Genomic DNA, 17,364 nt, shown 5'->3' with positions numbered 1-17,364 from the left:
GGCTTTGAGGGGCGAGCGAAGCGCCCGGGTGCGCCCGAGCCGGATCGACTACTCGCGCACGAGCCAGAGCGCGCCCAGCGCGGGGATGACCAGGCGGGCGCGGCCGGCGGCATCCGTGCGCACCGCGCCCATGTTTCCGGCGCCCGAGCCCCCGTACTCGACCCCGTCGGTGTTGAGCACTTCGTGCCAGGTGCCGGGTGAAGGAAGGTCGAGTTCGTGGCCGTCGAGCACGCCGCCCGAGAAGTTGCACACCGCCACGAGCGTCTGACCGGCGCCGTCGGTGCGGCTGAACGCGAGCACGTCGGGATGCCACGTGGGCGCGCCCAGGTGGGCGAACGCCCCCGCGTCGCCGTCGCGGCGCCACAGTGCGGGATGCCTGCGGTAGACGTCGTTGAGCGTCGCGACGAAGTGCTCCAACTGCCGGTGACTGGGCTGGTCGCGCAGCCACCAGTCGAGACTGCGGGACTCGGACCACTCCGAGAGCTGTCCGAACTCCTGTCCCATGAACAGCAACTGCTTGCCGGGGTGCGCCCACATGTACGCGAGGAACAGCCGCGCGTTCGCGAGCTTGCGGTCGTGGTCACCGGGCATCTTCGCGAGCAGGCTGCCCTTGCCGTGCACCACCTCGTCGTGGCTGATCGGCAGCACGAAGTTCTCGCTGAACGCGTACACGAACGAGAACGACAGCTCGCCGGCGTGATGCGAGCGGTACAGCGGGTTACGCTCGATGTAGCGGAGCGAATCGTTCATCCAGCCCATGTTCCACTTGAACCCGAACCCGAGCCCGCCCCGGTCGGTGGGAGCGGTGACACCCGGAAAGCTCGTGGACTCCTCGGCGATCATCGCGATCCCGGGGTGGAGCCGGTAGGCGGTGGCGTTGACCTCCTGCAGAAAGCGGATGGCCTCGAGGTTCTCGCGGCCGCCGTGGATGTTGGGAACCCACTCCCCGTCGGCGCGGGAGTAGTCGAGGTACAGCATCGACGCGACCGCATCCACCCGTAGACCGTCGACATGGAACTGGTCGAACCAGTACAGCGCGTTCGCAACGAGAAAACCGCGCACCTCGTTGCGGCCGTAGTCGAAGATGTACGTGCCCCAGTCACGGTGCTCGCCGCGTCGCGGGTCGGGATGCTCGTACAGCGCCTCGCCGTCGAACCTCCCCAGCGCGAAGTCGTCCTTGGGGAAGTGGCCGGGCACCCAGTCCACGATCACGCCGATGCCGGCCTGGTGCAGCCGGTCGATCAGGTACCGCAGGTCGTCGGGCGAGCCGAACCGGCTGGTCGGAGCGTAGTAGCCGCTGACCTGGTAACCCCACGAGCCGCCGAAGGGGTGCTCGGCCAGCGGCATGAACTCCACGTGCGTGAAGCCGAGGGACTGCACGTGCGCGATGAGCGGATCGGCCAGCTCCCGGTAGCCGAGGCCGGGACGCCACGACCCGACGTGCAGCTCGTACACCGACATCGGGCCCGCCACCGGCTGTGCGTCGGCGCGGGCGGCCAACCAGCCGTCATCCGCCCACGAGTACTGCGAGCGGGTCACCACCGATCCGGTGGCCGGCGGTGTCTCGGCCTGGCGGGCCATCGGGTCGGCCTTCTGGATCCACGCGCCGCTGCGGGTGAGGATCTCGAACTTGTAGACGGCGCCCGCACCGACACCGGGCACGAACAGCTCCCACACTCCGCTGGCGCCCAGCGACCGCATCGCATGACCGGTGCCGTCCCACCGGTTGAAGTCGCCGATGACGCGCACCGCGCGGGCGTTCGGCGCCCACACCGAGAACGCCGTGCCCGCCACACCGTCATCTGTGCGCACGTGCGCGCCCAACACCTCCCACAGCCGCTCGTGGCGGCCCTCGCCGATCAGGTGCAGGTCCAGCTCGCCGAGGGTCGGCAGGTGCCGGTAGGCGTCGTCGGCGATGTGCGACGGACCCTGTGGGTAGGTCGCCTCCAGCACGTATGCGCAGGGGCGGGCGGTGCGCACGCCGGCCCAGATGCCCTCGCGCACATGCTCGAGCTCGGTGCGGCCGCCGTCCGCGAACACTGCGGTGACAGACCGGGCGAGGGGCCGGCGAGCCCGGATCGTCCATACCGTGCGGCCGGAGGCATCCGTCTCGGCATGCAGCCCCAGCACGTCGTGCGGCGCGTGGTGGGCGCCGTGGGCGACCAGGTCGAGCACCTCGTCCGGCACGGTCATGACGCCCCCGTCACGTGCACGATGTGCACCGGCTCGTCGAACGCGTCCAGGCGCACGAAGTTGTGGTCGGTCCAGGTCCACTCCGCGCCGGTGACGAGGTCCTGCACCGCATAGGGCGCACCGGGCGGGATGCCGAATCGCTCGGTGTCGAGGTGGATCATGGTCTGCCGCACCGAGTGCGGGTCGAGGTTCGCGACCACGATGACGGTGTCGCTGTGCCCGGTCGGCGAGAGCGCGGCGTCGAGGTGTTTGACGTACACGAGGATCGCGTCGTCGTCGCTGTGCGCGAGGGTCAGGTTGCGCAGCTGACGCAGCGCCGGGTGGGCTCGGCGGATCTCGTTGAGCCTGCGCAGGTAGGGGGCGAGCGAGTCGCCGGATGCCTCGGCGCCAGCCCAGTCGCGGACCTTGTACTCGTATTTCTCGTTGTCGATGTTCTCTTCGGAGCCCGGACGGGCGACGTTCTCGTACAGCTCGTAACCGGCGTACACGCCGTAGCTGGGCGCGGCGGTGGCGGCGACGGCGGCGCGGATGCGGTACGCGGGGCGACCGCCGAACTGCAGGTATTCGGTGAGGATGTCGGGGGTGTTCACGAACAGGTTCGGCCGCAGGAAGTCGGCGGTGTCCTGTGTGATCGAGGTGAGGAACTCCTCGAGCTCGGCCTTGGTGTTGCGCCAGGTGAAATAGGTGTAGCTCTGCTGGAATCCCGCGCGCGCGAGGGCCTGCAGGGGAGCGGGGCGGGTGAACGCCTCGGCGAGGAACACCACGTCGGGGTGCGCGGCCGTGACGGTGCGGATCAGCCACTCCCAGAACCACAGCGGCTTGGTGTGCGGGTTGTCGACACGGAAGATCCGCACCCCCTGCGCGATCCAGTGCTCGACGACCCGCAGCACCTCGGTGCGGATGCCGTCCGGGTCGTGGTCGAAGTTGATCGGGTAGATGTCCTGATACTTCTTCGGCGGGTTCTCGGCGTAGGCGATGGTGCCGTCGGGCAAGATGGTGAACCATTCCGGATGCTCGCGCACCCACGGGTGGTCGGGGGAGGCCTGCAGTGCCAGGTCGAGCGCGACCTCGAGGCCGTGCGTGCGGGCGGCCGTCACGAACGCGCGGAAGTCGGCGAGCGTGCCCAGGTCGGGGTGCACGGAGTCGTGTCCGCCGGCGTCGCCGCCGATGGCCCACGGCGATCCGGGATCGTGGGGGCCGGCGTCGAGGGCGTTGTTCGGGCCCTTGCGGTGGGTGTGCCCGATCGGGTGGATCGGCGGCAGGTAGACGACGTCGAAGCCCATGCCGGCGACCCCGGCGAGCCGCTCGGCCGCGGTGCGGAACGTGCCGCTGTGCACGATGCCGTCGGCGTCCTTCCACGCGCCCTCGGAGCGGGGGAACAGCTCGTACCAGGCACCGACCCCGGCCCGCTCCCGTTCCACGCGTAGCGGCAGCGTCGCGCCGACCGTGACCAGCGACTGCACGGGACGGTCACGGAAGATCCGGGCGATGTCGACATCGTCGATCAGGCGCAAGGCGGTGGCACGGCCCGCGTCGTCGTCCGTGCAGGCGCGCAGCGCGGCTGCGGCCCGACGCAGGGTCGTGCGCTGCGCCGCGGGGCGGTTCTTGTCGGCCGCGGCCCGCAGATACAACTGGGCCCCCAGCTCGCGCATGAGGGCGGCATCCACCCCCGCAGCGATCTTGAGCATGGCCGCATGGTGCCATGTCGCGTGGTCGTCGGCGAACGCTTCGAAACGGAACGACCAGTCGCCCTGCTCGAGCAGGGCGATCTCGGCACGCCAACGGTCGAAACCGTCCTCGAGGGGAGCCAGGCGGTGCAGCGACTCGTCGCCCGAGGGGGAGTACAGGCGCAGGTGCACGCCGATGCGGTCGTGACCCTCGCGGAACGCCGTGACCCGGAACGGGACCACTTCGCCGGCGAACGCCTTGGGTGCGAGCCCGTCGAAGCCGGGCAGGGCAGGGGCGGCGTGCTGAAGCGGGATGCGCCCGGTGACGGTGTCCGACGGCTGCGGCCAGGGCTCGACCGGCCGCACCGGGATCGCGCTGGGACTGCGCCAGGCTGCGGGGCGACGCGGGGTACGGGATGCCACGACTCGAACCTATCGTGCGGCACCCCGCCGCGGCACCCTTCCCTGCCGCCGTCACGCACGAGGGCCGCATGTGTTCCCATCCCCGGTCACGTTCACCGCTTCCCTGCCGCTGTCGCGCGGGGGCCGCACCGGCCGACGGTCAGGACGTCGGCCGGCGTCGCCGTCCCGGTCTGGGCGCCGTGTCACAGGGCCTTCGACGCGGTCACCGGATGCCGTGATCGGTGCGGTACTCGTGGGCGGCCGCCCGCAGCCGGCGATGCGCGCCGCCGTAGGCTTCGGCATCCCGCAGCGCCCACTTCGGCAGTTTCGCGATCATGGTGTAGTTCGGGTCGCACACGTTCGCCGCCGGCGCCAGGCCGAGTTGGCTCACCAGTTGGTAGGAGTCGAGCAGATCCATCCCGGTCAACGAGGCCGTCCACTCGACGAGGTCCTTCTGGCTCAATCGGAACGCGTCCTCCAGGGGCCGCACCGAGCCGGTGCTCATGATGAACTCGTCGTCTTCGTACCGCGGCCAGGCCGGGGCAGCCGCAGTGATCAGCTCGACGGCGATCACCGAGTCCATCGCGCACTCCAGGCCGGTGCCGATGACCTCGCCCTCGCCCTGTCGAGCGTGTCCGTCGCCGAGGGCGAGCATCGCCCCGGGCACATTGACCGGGAGGTACAGCGTCGTGCCGCGGCGCACCTCGGGGGAGTCCATGTTGCCCCCGTGTGACGACGGGGTGACGACCAGGCGCACCTCTCCGCCGGCGGGGGCGACACCCACGACGCCGTGCATCGGGTCGAGCGGCAGCTCCAGTTCGTAGTCGGAGCCGTGTGCGCGAAAGTGCGCGGTCCAGCGCTCGAGGTCGAGGTCATAGAACCAGACGCGTTCCTCCAGCGGATCCTGCAGCGTCGCGGTCTCGTGGCTGGAGGTCAACGCCCCGAAGTACGGGAACGTGACCGACACGGCGCTCGGACGCGACGGTCGGATGTCGATGAAATGGACGGCCAGCATGTCACCGGGCTGGGCGCCTTCGACGGCGATCGGCCCGCTGACGGGGTTCAGCTTCTCGAAGTCGCACACTTCGCTCGGCCGATCCTGCGCCGATCGGACGCGTCCGCCGAAGCAGTCCTCGGTGCTGACCTCGACGATGTCGCCGGATCGGATCTGCACGACCGGTTCGGTGCCCCCGAACACGTACGCATAGTCGGATGCCGCGGGCCGCAGTTCATGGATGCTCATCGCACCTTCTCCTCGATCACTCGTTCTCTTCGCTCACCGCTCACTCAGTCGCCGACGGTGTCGCCGTCGGCGGTGTCGGCCGCCTGCATCGAGAGCGGGTCGCGCAGCCGCCCCCTCGCTCCCAGGACGATGGCGAGGATGATGCCCAGCCCCAACCAGATGAAGCCGAGCGTCTGCGCGGCGACCTGCGCGTTCCACACCACGGCGACAAGGACCAGAAAGCCCAGGACGGGGAAGATCAGATGCAGGAACCAGTGCCGCGAGCGGTGCTTGACGGCGAACCACCAGACGACGGCGACGTTCAGCATCAAGAACGCGGTCAGGGCTCCGAAGTTCACCAGCGACGAGATCACGGTCAGTCCGTCGGGGATCGACGCCAGGGGGATGCCGATGGCCAGCGAGATCGCCGCCACCAGGAACGTCGCGTTCGTGGGCACCTTGTGCTTGCGGTTCACGTGCCGCAGGAACTTCGGCAGTTGCCGGTCGCGCGCCATCGCGAACAGCAGCCGGCTGGTCGCGGCCTGGGCCACCATGGCGTCGGCGAAGCCCCACGCGATCGCGGTCGCCACGGCGGTGAGCACGCCCAGCCACGGCCCGCCCGCGAACGCGGCGGCGTCGTAGAACGCCGTGCCCGCGACATCCCCCTTCGCGATCAGGGTCGCCGGGTCTTCGACGAGCATGGCGGCCACCCAGGTCTGCACGACGAACAGCGCCCCGACGATCAGCAGCGAGAACACCATCGATCGGCCCAGCTGCTTGCTGGTGCCGGTGTTCTCTTCGGCGAGGGTCGAGATGGCGTCGAATCCGAGGAACGAGAGGACGGCGATGGATGCCGCGCCGAAGACGATCGCGAACGTGAAGGTGTGCGGGTTGAAGAACGCGTCGAAGCTGAAGTGGCCGCGGCCGGAGGCCACCGCCCACAGGCCGATGACCAGGAAGATCGCCAGGACGATGAGCTCGGCGATCAGCATGTACTTGTTCACGCGGGCGGTGAGGGTGATGCCGAAGTAGTTGATGACGGTGTTCAGCACGACGAAGACGATCACCCACGCCCACACCGGCACGCCCGGCACGAAGCTCGCCATCGCCAGCGCGGCGGCGAGGTACAGCAGCGCGGGCACCAGGATGTAGTCGAGCAGGATCATCCAGCCGGCGACGAATCCGGCGCCGCGGTGCGTGCCGCGGCCGACGTACGTGAACACGGATCCGGTCATCGGAAAGGCCTGGGCCATCTGCGCGTACGAGTTCGCGGAGAACATCATGCCGACCATGGCGATGATGTACGCGAGCGCGACCATGCCCCCGGACTGCTGGAACACGCTGCCGAAGATCGCGAACGGGGCGATCGGCACCATGAAGATGAGCCCGTAGATGAGCAGGTCCGAGAACGTGAGTGTGCGGTTGAGCTCTTGCGTGTAGCCGAACTTTTCGATCGCATCCGCATGCTCGGCGGTGCCGCTCGGGTTCGGATCTGCGTCGGGAGGCAGAGTCATGACCAGTCCTCTCCGCTTCGCCTTCGAAGCGATGTTTTCACGTGGAAATGGTTTGCCCACGCTACTACGGTCGGCCGCCCGCCGCCACCGGTTCCAACCAGGTTCCCGCCGCTCGTGCCAGACCCACCGGGCTGCGGGTGCGCAGTCGGGCGTATGCGGACGCGCCGGTGTGGGCGATGTCGGCGCGTCGCCCCACGACGTCGGCGAGAAGCCGGACGCCGTCATAGCAGCCGACCGCGTACGCACCCGGCGTCGGGGCGGGTGCGCCGTAGCGGTGCGTGTAGGCGGCGTGGATGCTGCCGAACCCGTTGCCGTCGACGTCGAAGAACGGCATCGCCGAGAACAACGTGCCGGTGTCGTCGCCACCGGCGGCGAGCAGACAATTCTCGTCGAGCGCCGTGCACAGACGCAGGCACGATCGTGCCGCAGCGGACGCACCGAACGCGCGATGGAACACGATCCCGTCGCGGCCGATCAGCGAGACCAGCACGGCGTGGGGGGCGGATCGCATCACCTGATCGACGAGTTCGTCGGCATCCGCGACCCCGACCGGGACGAGCCGGTCATAGACCACCTGCCCGCCGAGATCTGCGATGACGGCGCGCGCGGCCGCGTGCATGGAACGCGGCCAGACGTAGTCGTTGCCGATGAGCGCCCACCGGCGGACGCGTCCGTCGTGCATGAGGGCGCGCACGGGCTCGCGCAGCTGTGCCACCGGGCCGTCTCCGATGAACACGGTCGAACCGGTCGGCTGCACCGATTCGTGCGGTGGCGTGAACACGTACGGGACCCGCCCGGCGACGGTGCGCTCGATCGCGACACGTACGTCGGAGGTGTGTGCCCCCACGATCCCGTCCAGTCCGGTGCTGCCGATCACGGCGGCCACATCCCGCGCGGTCTGCCACGGACCCTGCCCTGCGTCGATGACGACCAGGCGCAGCGGCCGATCCATCGTCGTGGCGCCTTCTTCGGCGGCAAGCCGTGCGGCGTTGAGGATCCCCGGTCCGGCGACCCCCATGACACCGCTCAGCGACACGACGACACCCAGCGTGACGGTGTCGGGGCGCGGACCGTCCAGCATCGCTTCGAGCGCAGACGTTATGCTGACCGCTGAGGTCATAGTCCCAGTATGGGCACGAGAGGGCCCGCACGCGATCCGCACCGTGCGCGATCGGCACCGTGCGACACACCACAGCGGAGGTCGGTGACGATGCAGGCGGCCGAATCCTCGATCATCGGGTCACACGTGCTGACCGTGCTGGCATCCATCCGGGCGCAGCAGTCGCTGATCGACGCGCTGGACGCAGCCCTTGCCGACGAGAGCGCCACCGTCGATCAGTGGCGCGTGCTGTCGGCGCTGCGCGCCGCGGGACCTGCGGCCATGACGATGGGCGAGCTCGCGGCGGCGACCGGGATCCCGCGTCCCACCCTGTCACGCATCGTCGACACCCTCGAGGATGCGGCCAGCGTCTTCCGCCACACCGGTCTCGCCGATCGGCGGCGCATCACGGTGCACGTCTCGGACCCCGGCGCCGAACGCCTCGCGCGCATGGATGCGATCGTCCAGGCGTGGGAGGCGGCGGTCGCCGCGCGCCCCGACGCCGACGCATAGGCGCCGCCAAGCCGACCACGTTCGGGTTTGGGGCGCATTCGTGCGCATCAACCGGCACGTATGCGCCCCAAACGCATATATCCGCCCCAAACCGGGGCCGACCGAGCCGCCCCGACCGACACGCCGACCCCGGCCGGGAAAACGAAATGGGCCCCGTCCGGGGCCCATTCCACAATCTGTGCGCGAGGGGGGACTTGAACCCCCACGCCCTATACGGGCACTAGCACCTCAAGCTAGCGCGTCTACCTATTCCGCCACCCGCGCAGGTGATGCGTCGGTTTCGCAACCGAGGAACGACATTATCACGTTTGGGCCTGCGCACCGAACCCGTGACGCGCGTTCGCGGCCGCACCCACCGGGTAGCCTGGAGCGCATGCCCCACCCGGAGGACGGTGCCCTGACCGAGGTCGTGCGCCTCGCCCGTGATCTGATCCGTCTCGACACCACCAACCACGGCGGCGGCCGCGCCGCGGGGGAGCGCGAGGCCGCCGAATACGTCGCCGCGCACCTGACCTCACTCGGGCTGACCCCCGAACTGTACGAGCCGATCCCGCGTCGCACCAACCTCTGCGTACGCGTGCCGGGGCGTGACCGCGACCGTCCGGCCCTGGTGCTGCACGGTCACCTCGACGTGGTGCCGGCCATCGCGGCGGACTGGAGCGTCGACCCGTTCGCCGGCGTCGTCCGCGACGGCATGCTGTGGGGCCGCGGCGCCGTCGACATGAAAGACATGGATGCCATGATCCTGGCCGCCGTCGGCAACCTGTTGCGCGCCGGGGAACAGCCCGCCCGCGACATCGTGGTGACCTTCTTCGCCGACGAGGAGGACGGCGGGCAGGAGGGATCCGCGTTGGTCGTGCGCGACCGACCCGACTGGTTCGCCGGGGCGACCGAGTCCATCAGTGAGGTCGGCGGGTACTCGATCACCGTGGGCGACCGCCGCGCGTATCTGCTGCAGACCGGCGAGAAGGGCCTGCTCTGGCTGCGGCTGCGCGCCCGGGGGAGGGCCGGGCACGGCAGCGGCCACCACCCCGACAACGCCATCACCCGCCTCGCCGAAGCGGTGGCGGCCCTCGGCCGCACCGCGTGGCCGGTGCAGCTGACCGACACCACCCGCGCCATGCTCGACCGGTTCGCCGACCTGGGTGGCACGGGCGAGACCGATCCCGACGCCCTCGCGGGCCTTGCCGGCCCCGCCGCCGGGTTCATCCGTTCGACGCTGCGGACCACGAGCAACCCCACCGGCCTGTCCGCCGGCTACAAGCACAACGTGATCCCCGATGTCGCCGAGGCGCTCATCGATGTGCGCGTGCTGCCCGGCACCGAGCAGACCGTGCTCGCCGAGGTCCGCCGCATCGTCGGCGACGACATCGAGATCGAGACGGTCACCCGCGACATCGGGCTGGAAGCACCGCTGTCGGGCGACCTCGTCGACGCCATGGTCGCCGCCCTCGGCCGGCACGACCCCGGCGTTCCCGTCATCCCCTACCTGATGGGCGGCGGCACCGACAACAAGGCGCTGGCGCGCCTGGGGATCACCGGCTACGGCTTCGCCCCGCTGCGACTGCCCGCCGGGCTCGATTTCACCGGCATGTTCCACGGCGTCGACGAACGGGTGCCGCTGGACGCCCTCGATTTCGGCACCGCCGTGCTCACCGACCTGCTGCGCACCTGCTGACCCCGCCGATCCCCGCCGACACCGCACGAAAGGCGCCCCATGCATTTCTTCGAGGCCGTCCTGCTCGGATTCGTGCAGGGACTCACCGAGTTCCTGCCCGTCTCGTCCAGCGCTCACCTGCGCATCGTCGGCGCCTTCCTGCCCGAGGCGGGGGATCCGGGGGCGGCGTTCACCGCCATCACCCAGATCGGCACCGAGACCGCCGTCGTCGTGTTCTTCTGGCGCGACATCGTGCGCATCATCGGCCATTGGTTCCGCTCACTGACCGGTCGCATCCCCCGCAACGACCCCGACGCCCGGATGGGCTGGCTGATCATCGTCGGCACCATCCCGATCGTGGTGCTCGGACTGCTGTTCCAAGACGCGATCGAGACCACCCTGCGCTCCCTGTGGATCGTGGCCGGCACACTCATCGTGTTCGGCGTCGTCCTCGGCATCGCCGACATGATCGGCGCGCAGCGGCGCAAGCTCGACGATCTGACCGTGGGCCACGGCATCCTGTACGGGCTCGCGCAGTCGCTCGCACTCATTCCGGGCGTGTCCCGCTCGGGCGGCACCATCACCGCGGGGCTGTTGATGGGCTACACCCGCGCCGCGGCGGCACGGTACGCGTTCCTGCTCGCCATCCCCGCGGTCTTCGGCAGCGGGCTCTACGAGCTGGCCAAGGTCATCCGCACACCCGCACACGAGGCGTTCTCGATGGGCGAGACCCTCGTGGCCACCGTCGTCGCGTTCGGAGTGGGGCTGGCGGTCATCGCGTTCTTCATGAAGTGGATCTCCAAGCACAGCTTTCTGCCGTTCGTGGTCTACCGGGTGGCGCTGGGCACCGTGCTGATCGTGCTGCTGAGCACCGGCGCGATCACGGCCTGACCGGTCTGAACCTCCTGCGGCTGGCGTCGGGCGGGACGGGCTCAGCGAGCACCCGGGCGTGGGTCGTCGCGGCCGGGCTTTCCCGGTCCGTCGCCGCGACGCAGGTAGCGCTCGAACTCCCGGGCGATGGCATCACCGGATGCCTCGGGCGAATCCCACGTGTCGCGGGCGGCCTCCAGCTGACGGATGTAGGCGCTCATCTCCTCGTCGTCGGCGGCCGCTGCGTCGATCGACGCCTCCCATGCCGCCGCCTGCGTGGGCAGGTCGCCGCGCGGCACCTGCGCCCCGGTGAGGTCCTCGAGGCGGTCCAGCAGCGCCAGCGTCGCCTTGGGTGACGGGGTGTGTCCGGCGACGTAGTGCGGCACGCTCGCCCACAGGCCCACACACGGGATGCCGGCATCCTCGGCCGCGACCGACAGTGCGCTGAGGATCCCCACCGGGCCCTCGTAGGTGCTGCGTTCCAGATCGAGCGCGGCACGCAGCTGTTCGTTGTCGCTGCCGGCGAACACCGAGATCGGACGGGTGTGGGGCACATCCGACATCATCGAGCCGAGGGCGACCATTCCGGTGATGTCTTCGCGCAGCAGCACGTCCACGATCTCGGACGAGAACGACTGCCACGCTCGCGCCGGTTCGACGCCGCCCAGCAGCCACAGCCGGGGCCCCCGCCCCCGACCCGTGGGGCGCAGCAGGGTGGTCTCGGGCCATTGCAGCACGCGACGGCCGTCCCCGGTGGTGACCATCTGCGGGCGGGTGTACTGGTAGTCGAAGTACAGCTCCGGGTCGACCGAGTAGACGGTCTCGAAGCGGCCGGACTCCTTCAGCAGGGTCGTCGCCGAGGTGGCCGCCTCGCCGGCGTCGTTCCAGCCGTCGAAGGCGGCGACGACCACCCGTGAGCCCAGTCCGTCCACGCGCGCCCCCTTCCACCGGTCACCGTCCAGAATAGGCGAGCGGGCCCGGCGGCCGCCCGGGACCGCGCCGATAGCATGGGAGGATGACGACATCCCTGCCGGCGGCCGTCCTGTGGGACATGGACGGGACCTTGGTCGACACCGAGCCGTACTGGATGAGTGCCGAGACCCAGCTGGTCACCGAGCACGGCGGCACGTGGACCCGCGAGCAGGCCCTGCAACTGGTGGGTCTGGCCTTGGACGAGTCGGCGCGCATGTTTCAGGCCGCCGGGGTGCGCATGGGTGTGACCGCGATCGTCGACCGACTCACCGACGACGTGCTCGCCGGCCTCGCCCGCGACGGGGTGCCGTTCCGTCCCGGCGCGCGCGAGCTGCTGGCATCGTTGCGCGATGCCGGGGTGAAGACCGCGCTGGTGACCATGTCGATGGGTCGCATGGCGCGTGCGGTCGCCGACCTGATCGACTTTCCCGCGTTCGATGTGATCGTGGCCGGTGACGAGGTCACCCGGCCCAAGCCGTATCCCGATCCCTATCTGCAGGCGTGTCAGGCGCTGGGGGTGGATGCCGCCGATGCGGTCGCGTTCGAGGATTCGCCCAACGGGCTGCGTGCCGCCGTGGCCTCCGGTGCGGTCACCGTGGGCGTGCCGCACATGGTCTCACTGACCGGTGCGGGCGCGCACGCCCTCTGGCCGAGTCTTCACGGCCGCGACGCCGACGACGTGGCGGCGGTGTTCGGGGCGCACCGCGGCGCCGGCGACGGTGTGGCCGGTCCGCGCGGGGAGGGCCGCGGCGCCCCCGGGGGTTCCGCGGCCGACGACCCGGTGACCGGCGGTCTCACGGGCGACCCTGTCGCGACGCGCCCTGGCGACCCTGTCGCGACGCAGCCCGGAGCCCACGCGTGAGCGTCCCCGGCCTGCGCGGCCCGTTCCGCTACGGCGACCGCGTGCAGCTGACGGGGCCGAAGGGCCGCCTGCACACCGTCACGCTGCGTGAGGGCGGTGAGCTGCACACCCATCGCGGCGTGCTGCGCCACGACGACCTGGTCGGCCTGCCGGACGGATCGGTGGTCCGCAACAGCGGCGATGCCGAGTACCTGGCGTTGCGGCCGCTGCTGCGCGATTTCGTGATGTCGATGCCCCGCGGCGCGGCCATCGTCTACCCGAAGGACGCGGCGCAGATCCTCGCCCAGGCAGACGTGTTCCCGGGTGCGGTGGTGGTCGAGGCGGGCGTCGGGTCGGGTGCGCTGTCGTTGTGGCTGTTGCGTGCGATCGGGCCGACCGGGCGGCTGATCTCGTTCGAACGGCGTGAGGAGTTCGCCGAGGTGGCCGAGGCGAACGTCACGACGTTTCTGGGCGCGGTCCCCGAGAACTGGCGGATCGAGCTCGGTGACCTGACGCAGCGCCTGCCCGAGACCGTGCCACCCGGCGGTGCCGACCGGGTGATCCTCGACATGCTCGCACCGTGGGAGTGCATCGACGCGGTCGGCGAGGCGCTCGTCCCCGGCGGGGTCGTGGTCTGCTATGTGGCGACCGCCACCCAGCTGAGCCGAGCAGCCGAGTACATCCGCGGCACCGGTCTGTTCACCGAGCCCGAAGCCAGCGAGACCATGGTGCGCGGGTGGCACGTCGAGGGGTTGGCGGTGCGGCCGGACCACCGCATGGTGGCGCACACCGGGTTCCTGCTGGCCGCTCGGCGGCTGGCTCCCGGCGCGGTGCCGCCCGATGTGCGGCGGCGCGCGGTGCGCAAGACGGCGTACGGCGACGAGGATGTGGAGCTGTGGACGCCGGGTGCGGTGGGTGACCGGCAGATCACCGACAAGAACCTGCGCAAGCGCGCCCGCGACGCCAAGCGCGCCGCCGACGGTGCGCGCCGTGCGGCCGCGGCAGGGCCGTCCGGGGACGATTCGTCGAACGCCTAGACTGGTCCGGTGCGCAAACTCCCCGCTGTCTTCGCCGTCCTGTCCCTGACAGCCGTCGCCCTCGTCGGCTGCGCCTCGTCGTCGGACCCGGCGGCGTCGTGCCCGCGGCACACCGACGCAGGGTCGCCGACGATGGACCTGGTCTCGGTGACCGGATCCGAGACATCCGTGCCCCACGTGCAGGTGCGCACCCCGTTCCACACCGCGCACACCGAGTTCGCCGACGTCACCGCCGGCACCGGTACGGTGCCGATCGACCGCGACGACCAGATGATCGTGCTCGACGTCTCGCTGGTCAGCGCGCAGACCGGCAAGACCCTGATCAGCACCCCGTACGACGGTGACCAGTCCCGCGCCATGCCGCTGTCGCAGTGGGTGCAGTCGTTCCCGGCGTTCGGCGACGCCCTGCACTGCGCGACCGCAGGCTCTCGCATCGCCGTGGCGATCGCTCCCGGCGGTGTGGCACCGACCGGCGCGCAGAGCCTCGGCCTGGCCGCCGACGACTCACTGATCGCCGTGCTCGACGTGCGCCGGGTCTACCTGGGAGCCGCCAACGGTGCCCTGGTCTACAACTCCGGCTGGGGCATGCCCGCGGTGGTGCGGGCGCCCGGCGGCCGCCCCGGCGTGATCGTCCCCGACGGAGCCGCCCCCACGACGCAGAAGGTGCAGGTGCTCAAGCGCGGTGACGGCGAGAAGGTGACCGGTGACGCCCCGGTGCTGCTGAACTACACCGTCGTCAACTGGACCGACAAGAGCGTGGCCGAGACGACATGGGATGCCTCACCGCAGTTCGTGACGCTGTCGACGATGTCGAAGGGCTTCCAGCACGCGGTGGAAGGTCAAACGGTCGGATCGCAGGTGCTCGCGGTGATTCCGAAGGCGGATGGCGCCTCGGACGCGCAGGACACGCAGATCGCGGTGATCGACATCCTCGGGATCGGCCCGGCCGGTTCCGGTCAGTAGCCGCGCCCGCGCGTTCCCGCACGCGGCTGCGGGCCCGGTCCTAGGATGGGGGACGTGCCCGCCAATGCCGCGTCATCGTCGCCGTCCGTCGAGCGCAACGCCCCCGAAGAACGGCTGCTGAACCTCGTCGTCGCCCTGATGGCGACCGAGCAGGGCCTGACCAAGGACGCGATCCTCGCCTCGGTGTCGGGGTACCGCGAGCAGGGCGAGGCCGGGGCGTCGAAGGATGCTCTGGAGAAGATGTTCGAGCGCGACAAGGAGAACCTGCGGGGCCTGGGCGTACCGATCGAGACCATCGGCGACCGCCTCGACCCGGACGATCTGCGACAGGCGCGGTACCGCATCCCCACCTCCGAGTACGCACTGCCCGCCGACATCACGTTCACGCCCGCCGAGGTGGCGGTGCTCACCCTCGCCGGAGAGGTGTGGAGTCAGAGCTCGCTGTCGGCCGACGCGCGCAGCGGACTGCGCAAGATCCGGGCACTCGGCATCGACGTCGACGAGCCGATCATCGGCTACTCGCCCCGGATCAGCCAGCGTGAGGCGTCGTTCGCGCCGCTGCAACGTGCCATCGAACAGTGCCGGGTCGTCACGTTCCCCTACCTGAAGCCGGGCGAGAGCGCGCCGCGGGTGCGCACCGTGCGCCCGCTCGCCCTTGTCGAGTACGAGGCGCGCTGGCACGTGTTCGGCATCGACGTGGACGCCGACGCCGACCGCACGTTCCTGCTCTCGCGGATCGCCGGCGACGTCAAGGTCACCCGCACCGGGTTCGATCCCGCGCTGCGTGACGGGGCGGGCGAGCGGGCGTTGGCCGGCCTGGCGGCGGTCGCGTCACGACAGTCCGCGCTGCTGGAGGTGAATCCCGGCACCGAGGCGGCACTGCGGCTGCACCGTCGGGGCACACCCGCCGAGCAGGGTATCCGCGTGCCGTACGTCGACGTCCACATCTTCGCCGACGAGTTGGCCTCGTACGGCCCCGAGGTACGGGTGGTGGAACCGGCCGAGCTGCGCGATCAGGTGGTGCGGCGCCTCCGGACCGCCCTGAAGGTGCACGAAGGAGCGCGATGAACGGCGAGCGACCGGTGCTGGCCACCGATCGGGCGGCCATGATGCTGCAGCTGGTGCCCTACCTGTTGAACCAGGGCGAGGTGTCGGTGGCTGACGCCGCCCGGGACTTCGACGTGAGCCCGGACCAGATGCGCGCCATGGTCGAGAAGCTCACCGTCATCGGACGCCCCGGCGACAGCGGCTACTGGCAGCTGCCCAACGACCTGTTCGACATCGACTGGGACCTGCTGGACGAGCAGGACCGCATCGTCATCACCAACGCGGTCGGGCTCGAGAAGGCGCCCCGGCTCACCGCCCGCGAGGCGGCCGCCCTGCTGGCCGGTCTGCAACTGGCGCGGTCACTGCCCGGCGTCGGCGACAGCGGTGTGATCACCGGACTGCTCGCCAAGCTCGCGCGCGGAGCGTCGAGCACCCCGGCCGACGTGATCGTCGCGCCCGAACCGGTCGACGACGTCCGCAGCGCCGTCGACGAGGCGTTGCGGCGCCGGGTGGCGATCTCGTTCGTCTACAAGGCGCCGGATGCCGCGGCCACCACCCGCACCGTCGACCCGGTCAAGGTCCACATCGCGGACGGGCAGTGGTACCTGCAGGGCTGGTGCCACCTGCGGCAGGCGATGCGCACCTTCCACCTCGACCGGGTGAGCGAGCCCGTCCTCACCGACATCCCGATCGCGCACGGCGAGGAGCCGGTGCCCGAGCTGTTCCAGACCGGACGCGGCGACATCGTGGTGCAGGTGCGGTTCCCCGCCGCCCTCGCGCCGCAGCTGGGCGGATACCTCGACCACGCCGAGACGCGGACAGCAAACGGTGTGACCATCGCGACGCTGCGGGTCGCCGACGCGCAGAGCCTCAAACGCCTCGCCACGGGCCTCGGCGGTGACCTGCGGATCCTACGGCCCGACCAGGCCCGCGCCGCGGCGGCGGAGTGGGCGCGGGCCGCGCTCGCCCAGTACCCGCAGTGAGCTCGGTCCGCCGAAACACCGCCCCGCGTGCCGGGGCCTCGGCGCCGCGGGTTAGACTGTTCCGACAGCGCACGAAGGAGACGACATGGGCGCATTCGGGTGGCCGCACCTCCTGATCATCCTCGCGGTGATCCTGCTGCTGTTCGGGGCGGCGAAGCTGCCGGCCCTCGCCAAGAGCCTCGGCCAGTCGGCCCGGGTGTTCAAAGGCGAGATGAAGGCGATGAAGCAAGACGACGCGCCCCCCGCGTCGGCGACGCCGTCGGCACCGGCGACGGATGCCTCGTCCAGCGCACCGACGCCGACCAACAGCGGCGGCGACGCCAAGCAATAGCCGGTCGTGACACAGACCGATTCCCCGCACATCGACGAACCGGCGACGCCGCG

The 17,364-nt window shown here is 70.5% G+C and carries 14 protein-coding genes, 1 tRNA gene and 1 pseudogene; 9 read left to right on the top strand and 7 right to left on the bottom strand.

The window, feature by feature from the left end; all coding sequences use genetic code 11:
• Positions 1-48: 48 nt before the first annotated feature.
• The 5 genes from glgB to H577_RS14570 form a co-directional block, all read right to left on the bottom strand.
• The gene (gene glgB / locus H577_RS0100605) at positions 49-2,193 is read right to left on the bottom strand and encodes a 1,4-alpha-glucan branching protein GlgB (protein WP_029144300.1); all 2,145 of its coding nucleotides are present in this window, start codon (positions 2,191-2,193) and stop codon (positions 49-51) included.
• Positions 2,190-4,283: an alpha-1,4-glucan--maltose-1-phosphate maltosyltransferase gene (locus tag H577_RS0100600; protein ID WP_029144299.1), complete on the bottom strand. Its 2,094-nt coding sequence runs from the start codon at positions 4,281-4,283 to the stop codon at positions 2,190-2,192. The genes glgB and H577_RS0100600 overlap by 4 nt, the downstream gene beginning before the upstream one ends.
• Before the next feature lie 202 nt (positions 4,284-4,485).
• On the bottom strand, positions 4,486-5,505 hold the full coding sequence (locus tag H577_RS0100595) for an acetamidase/formamidase family protein (RefSeq protein ID WP_029144298.1): 1,020 nt from the start codon (positions 5,503-5,505) through the stop codon (positions 4,486-4,488).
• Between the two features lie 44 nt (positions 5,506-5,549).
• A complete protein-coding gene (locus H577_RS14575; RefSeq protein WP_051191532.1) occupies positions 5,550-6,998 on the bottom strand; it encodes an APC family permease in 1,449 nt (482 codons plus the stop codon).
• A gap of 64 nt (positions 6,999-7,062) precedes the next feature.
• On the bottom strand, positions 7,063-8,118 hold the full coding sequence (locus H577_RS14570; protein ID WP_084515711.1) for an ABC transporter substrate-binding protein: 1,056 nt from the start codon (positions 8,116-8,118) through the stop codon (positions 7,063-7,065).
• A gap of 90 nt (positions 8,119-8,208) precedes the next feature.
• Between H577_RS14570 and H577_RS14565 the strand changes: the two genes are divergently transcribed.
• Positions 8,209-8,610, top strand: coding sequence for a MarR family winged helix-turn-helix transcriptional regulator (locus H577_RS14565; RefSeq protein ID WP_051191529.1), 402 nt, complete (start codon positions 8,209-8,211; stop codon positions 8,608-8,610).
• Between the two features lie 179 nt (positions 8,611-8,789).
• Here the strand turns inward: H577_RS14565 and H577_RS0100575 are convergent.
• Positions 8,790-8,874 (bottom strand) — tRNA-Leu (locus H577_RS0100575).
• Between the two features lie 109 nt (positions 8,875-8,983).
• Here H577_RS0100575 and H577_RS0100570 point away from each other — a divergent pair.
• Positions 8,984-10,288, top strand: coding sequence for a M20/M25/M40 family metallo-hydrolase (locus tag H577_RS0100570; RefSeq protein WP_036283219.1), 1,305 nt, complete (start codon positions 8,984-8,986; stop codon positions 10,286-10,288).
• Positions 10,289-10,327: 39 nt separating this feature from the next.
• The gene (locus tag H577_RS0100565) at positions 10,328-11,158 is read left to right on the top strand and encodes an undecaprenyl-diphosphate phosphatase (RefSeq protein WP_029144296.1); all 831 of its coding nucleotides are present in this window, start codon (positions 10,328-10,330) and stop codon (positions 11,156-11,158) included.
• A gap of 41 nt (positions 11,159-11,199) precedes the next feature.
• Here the strand turns inward: H577_RS0100565 and H577_RS0100560 are convergent, their stop codons facing one another.
• Entirely contained in the window at positions 11,200-12,069 is an 870-nt protein-coding gene (locus tag H577_RS0100560; protein WP_029144295.1) for a proteasome assembly chaperone family protein, read from the bottom strand.
• A gap of 83 nt (positions 12,070-12,152) precedes the next feature.
• Here H577_RS0100560 and H577_RS14560 point away from each other — a divergent pair.
• The 6 genes and pseudogenes from H577_RS14560 to tatA form a co-directional block, all read left to right on the top strand.
• Positions 12,153-12,815 (top strand): annotated as a pseudogene (locus H577_RS14560) (HAD family hydrolase); the annotation flags it as partial.
• 152 nt (positions 12,816-12,967) lie between these two features.
• Entirely contained in the window at positions 12,968-13,987 is a 1,020-nt protein-coding gene (locus tag H577_RS0100550; RefSeq protein WP_029144294.1) for a tRNA (adenine-N1)-methyltransferase, read from the top strand.
• A gap of 9 nt (positions 13,988-13,996) precedes the next feature.
• The gene (locus H577_RS0100545) at positions 13,997-14,950 is read left to right on the top strand and encodes an FKBP-type peptidyl-prolyl cis-trans isomerase (protein WP_029144293.1); all 954 of its coding nucleotides are present in this window, start codon (positions 13,997-13,999) and stop codon (positions 14,948-14,950) included.
• 54 nt (positions 14,951-15,004) lie between these two features.
• Positions 15,005-16,018: a helix-turn-helix transcriptional regulator gene (locus H577_RS0100540; RefSeq protein ID WP_425411309.1), complete on the top strand. Its 1,014-nt coding sequence runs from the start codon at positions 15,005-15,007 to the stop codon at positions 16,016-16,018.
• Positions 16,015-16,980, top strand: coding sequence for a helix-turn-helix transcriptional regulator (locus H577_RS0100535; protein WP_029144291.1), 966 nt, complete (start codon positions 16,015-16,017; stop codon positions 16,978-16,980). Before H577_RS0100540 ends, H577_RS0100535 begins: the two co-directional genes overlap by 4 nt.
• Positions 16,981-17,065: 85 nt before the next feature.
• Entirely contained in the window at positions 17,066-17,311 is a 246-nt protein-coding gene (tatA, locus tag H577_RS0100530; protein ID WP_029144290.1) for a Sec-independent protein translocase subunit TatA, read from the top strand.
• The last annotated feature ends 53 nt before the right edge of the window (positions 17,312-17,364 follow it).

This window comes from Microbacterium luticocti DSM 19459 (assembly GCF_000422405.1).
Classification (GTDB): domain Bacteria; phylum Actinomycetota; class Actinomycetes; order Actinomycetales; family Microbacteriaceae; genus Microbacterium; species Microbacterium luticocti.
This window is presented reverse-complemented; position numbering and strand designations above follow the sequence as displayed.

Coding starts and splice junctions, on each gene's coding strand:
- glgB (WP_029144300.1), bottom strand. CDS start 2,193: ATGACCGTGCCGGACGAGGTGCTCGACCTGGTCGCCCACGGCGCCCAC.
- H577_RS0100595 (WP_029144298.1), bottom strand. CDS start 5,505: ATGAGCATCCATGAACTGCGGCCCGCGGCATCCGACTATGCGTACGTG.
- H577_RS14575 (WP_051191532.1), bottom strand. CDS start 6,998: ATGACTCTGCCTCCCGACGCAGATCCGAACCCGAGCGGCACCGCCGAG.
- H577_RS14570 (WP_084515711.1), bottom strand. CDS start 8,118: ATGACCTCAGCGGTCAGCATAACGTCTGCGCTCGAAGCGATGCTGGAC.
- H577_RS14565 (WP_051191529.1), top strand. CDS start 8,209: ATGCAGGCGGCCGAATCCTCGATCATCGGGTCACACGTGCTGACCGTG.
- H577_RS0100570 (WP_036283219.1), top strand. CDS start 8,984: ATGCCCCACCCGGAGGACGGTGCCCTGACCGAGGTCGTGCGCCTCGCC.
- H577_RS0100565 (WP_029144296.1), top strand. CDS start 10,328: ATGCATTTCTTCGAGGCCGTCCTGCTCGGATTCGTGCAGGGACTCACC.
- H577_RS0100535 (WP_029144291.1), top strand. CDS start 16,015: ATGAACGGCGAGCGACCGGTGCTGGCCACCGATCGGGCGGCCATGATG.
- tatA (WP_029144290.1), top strand. CDS start 17,066: ATGGGCGCATTCGGGTGGCCGCACCTCCTGATCATCCTCGCGGTGATC.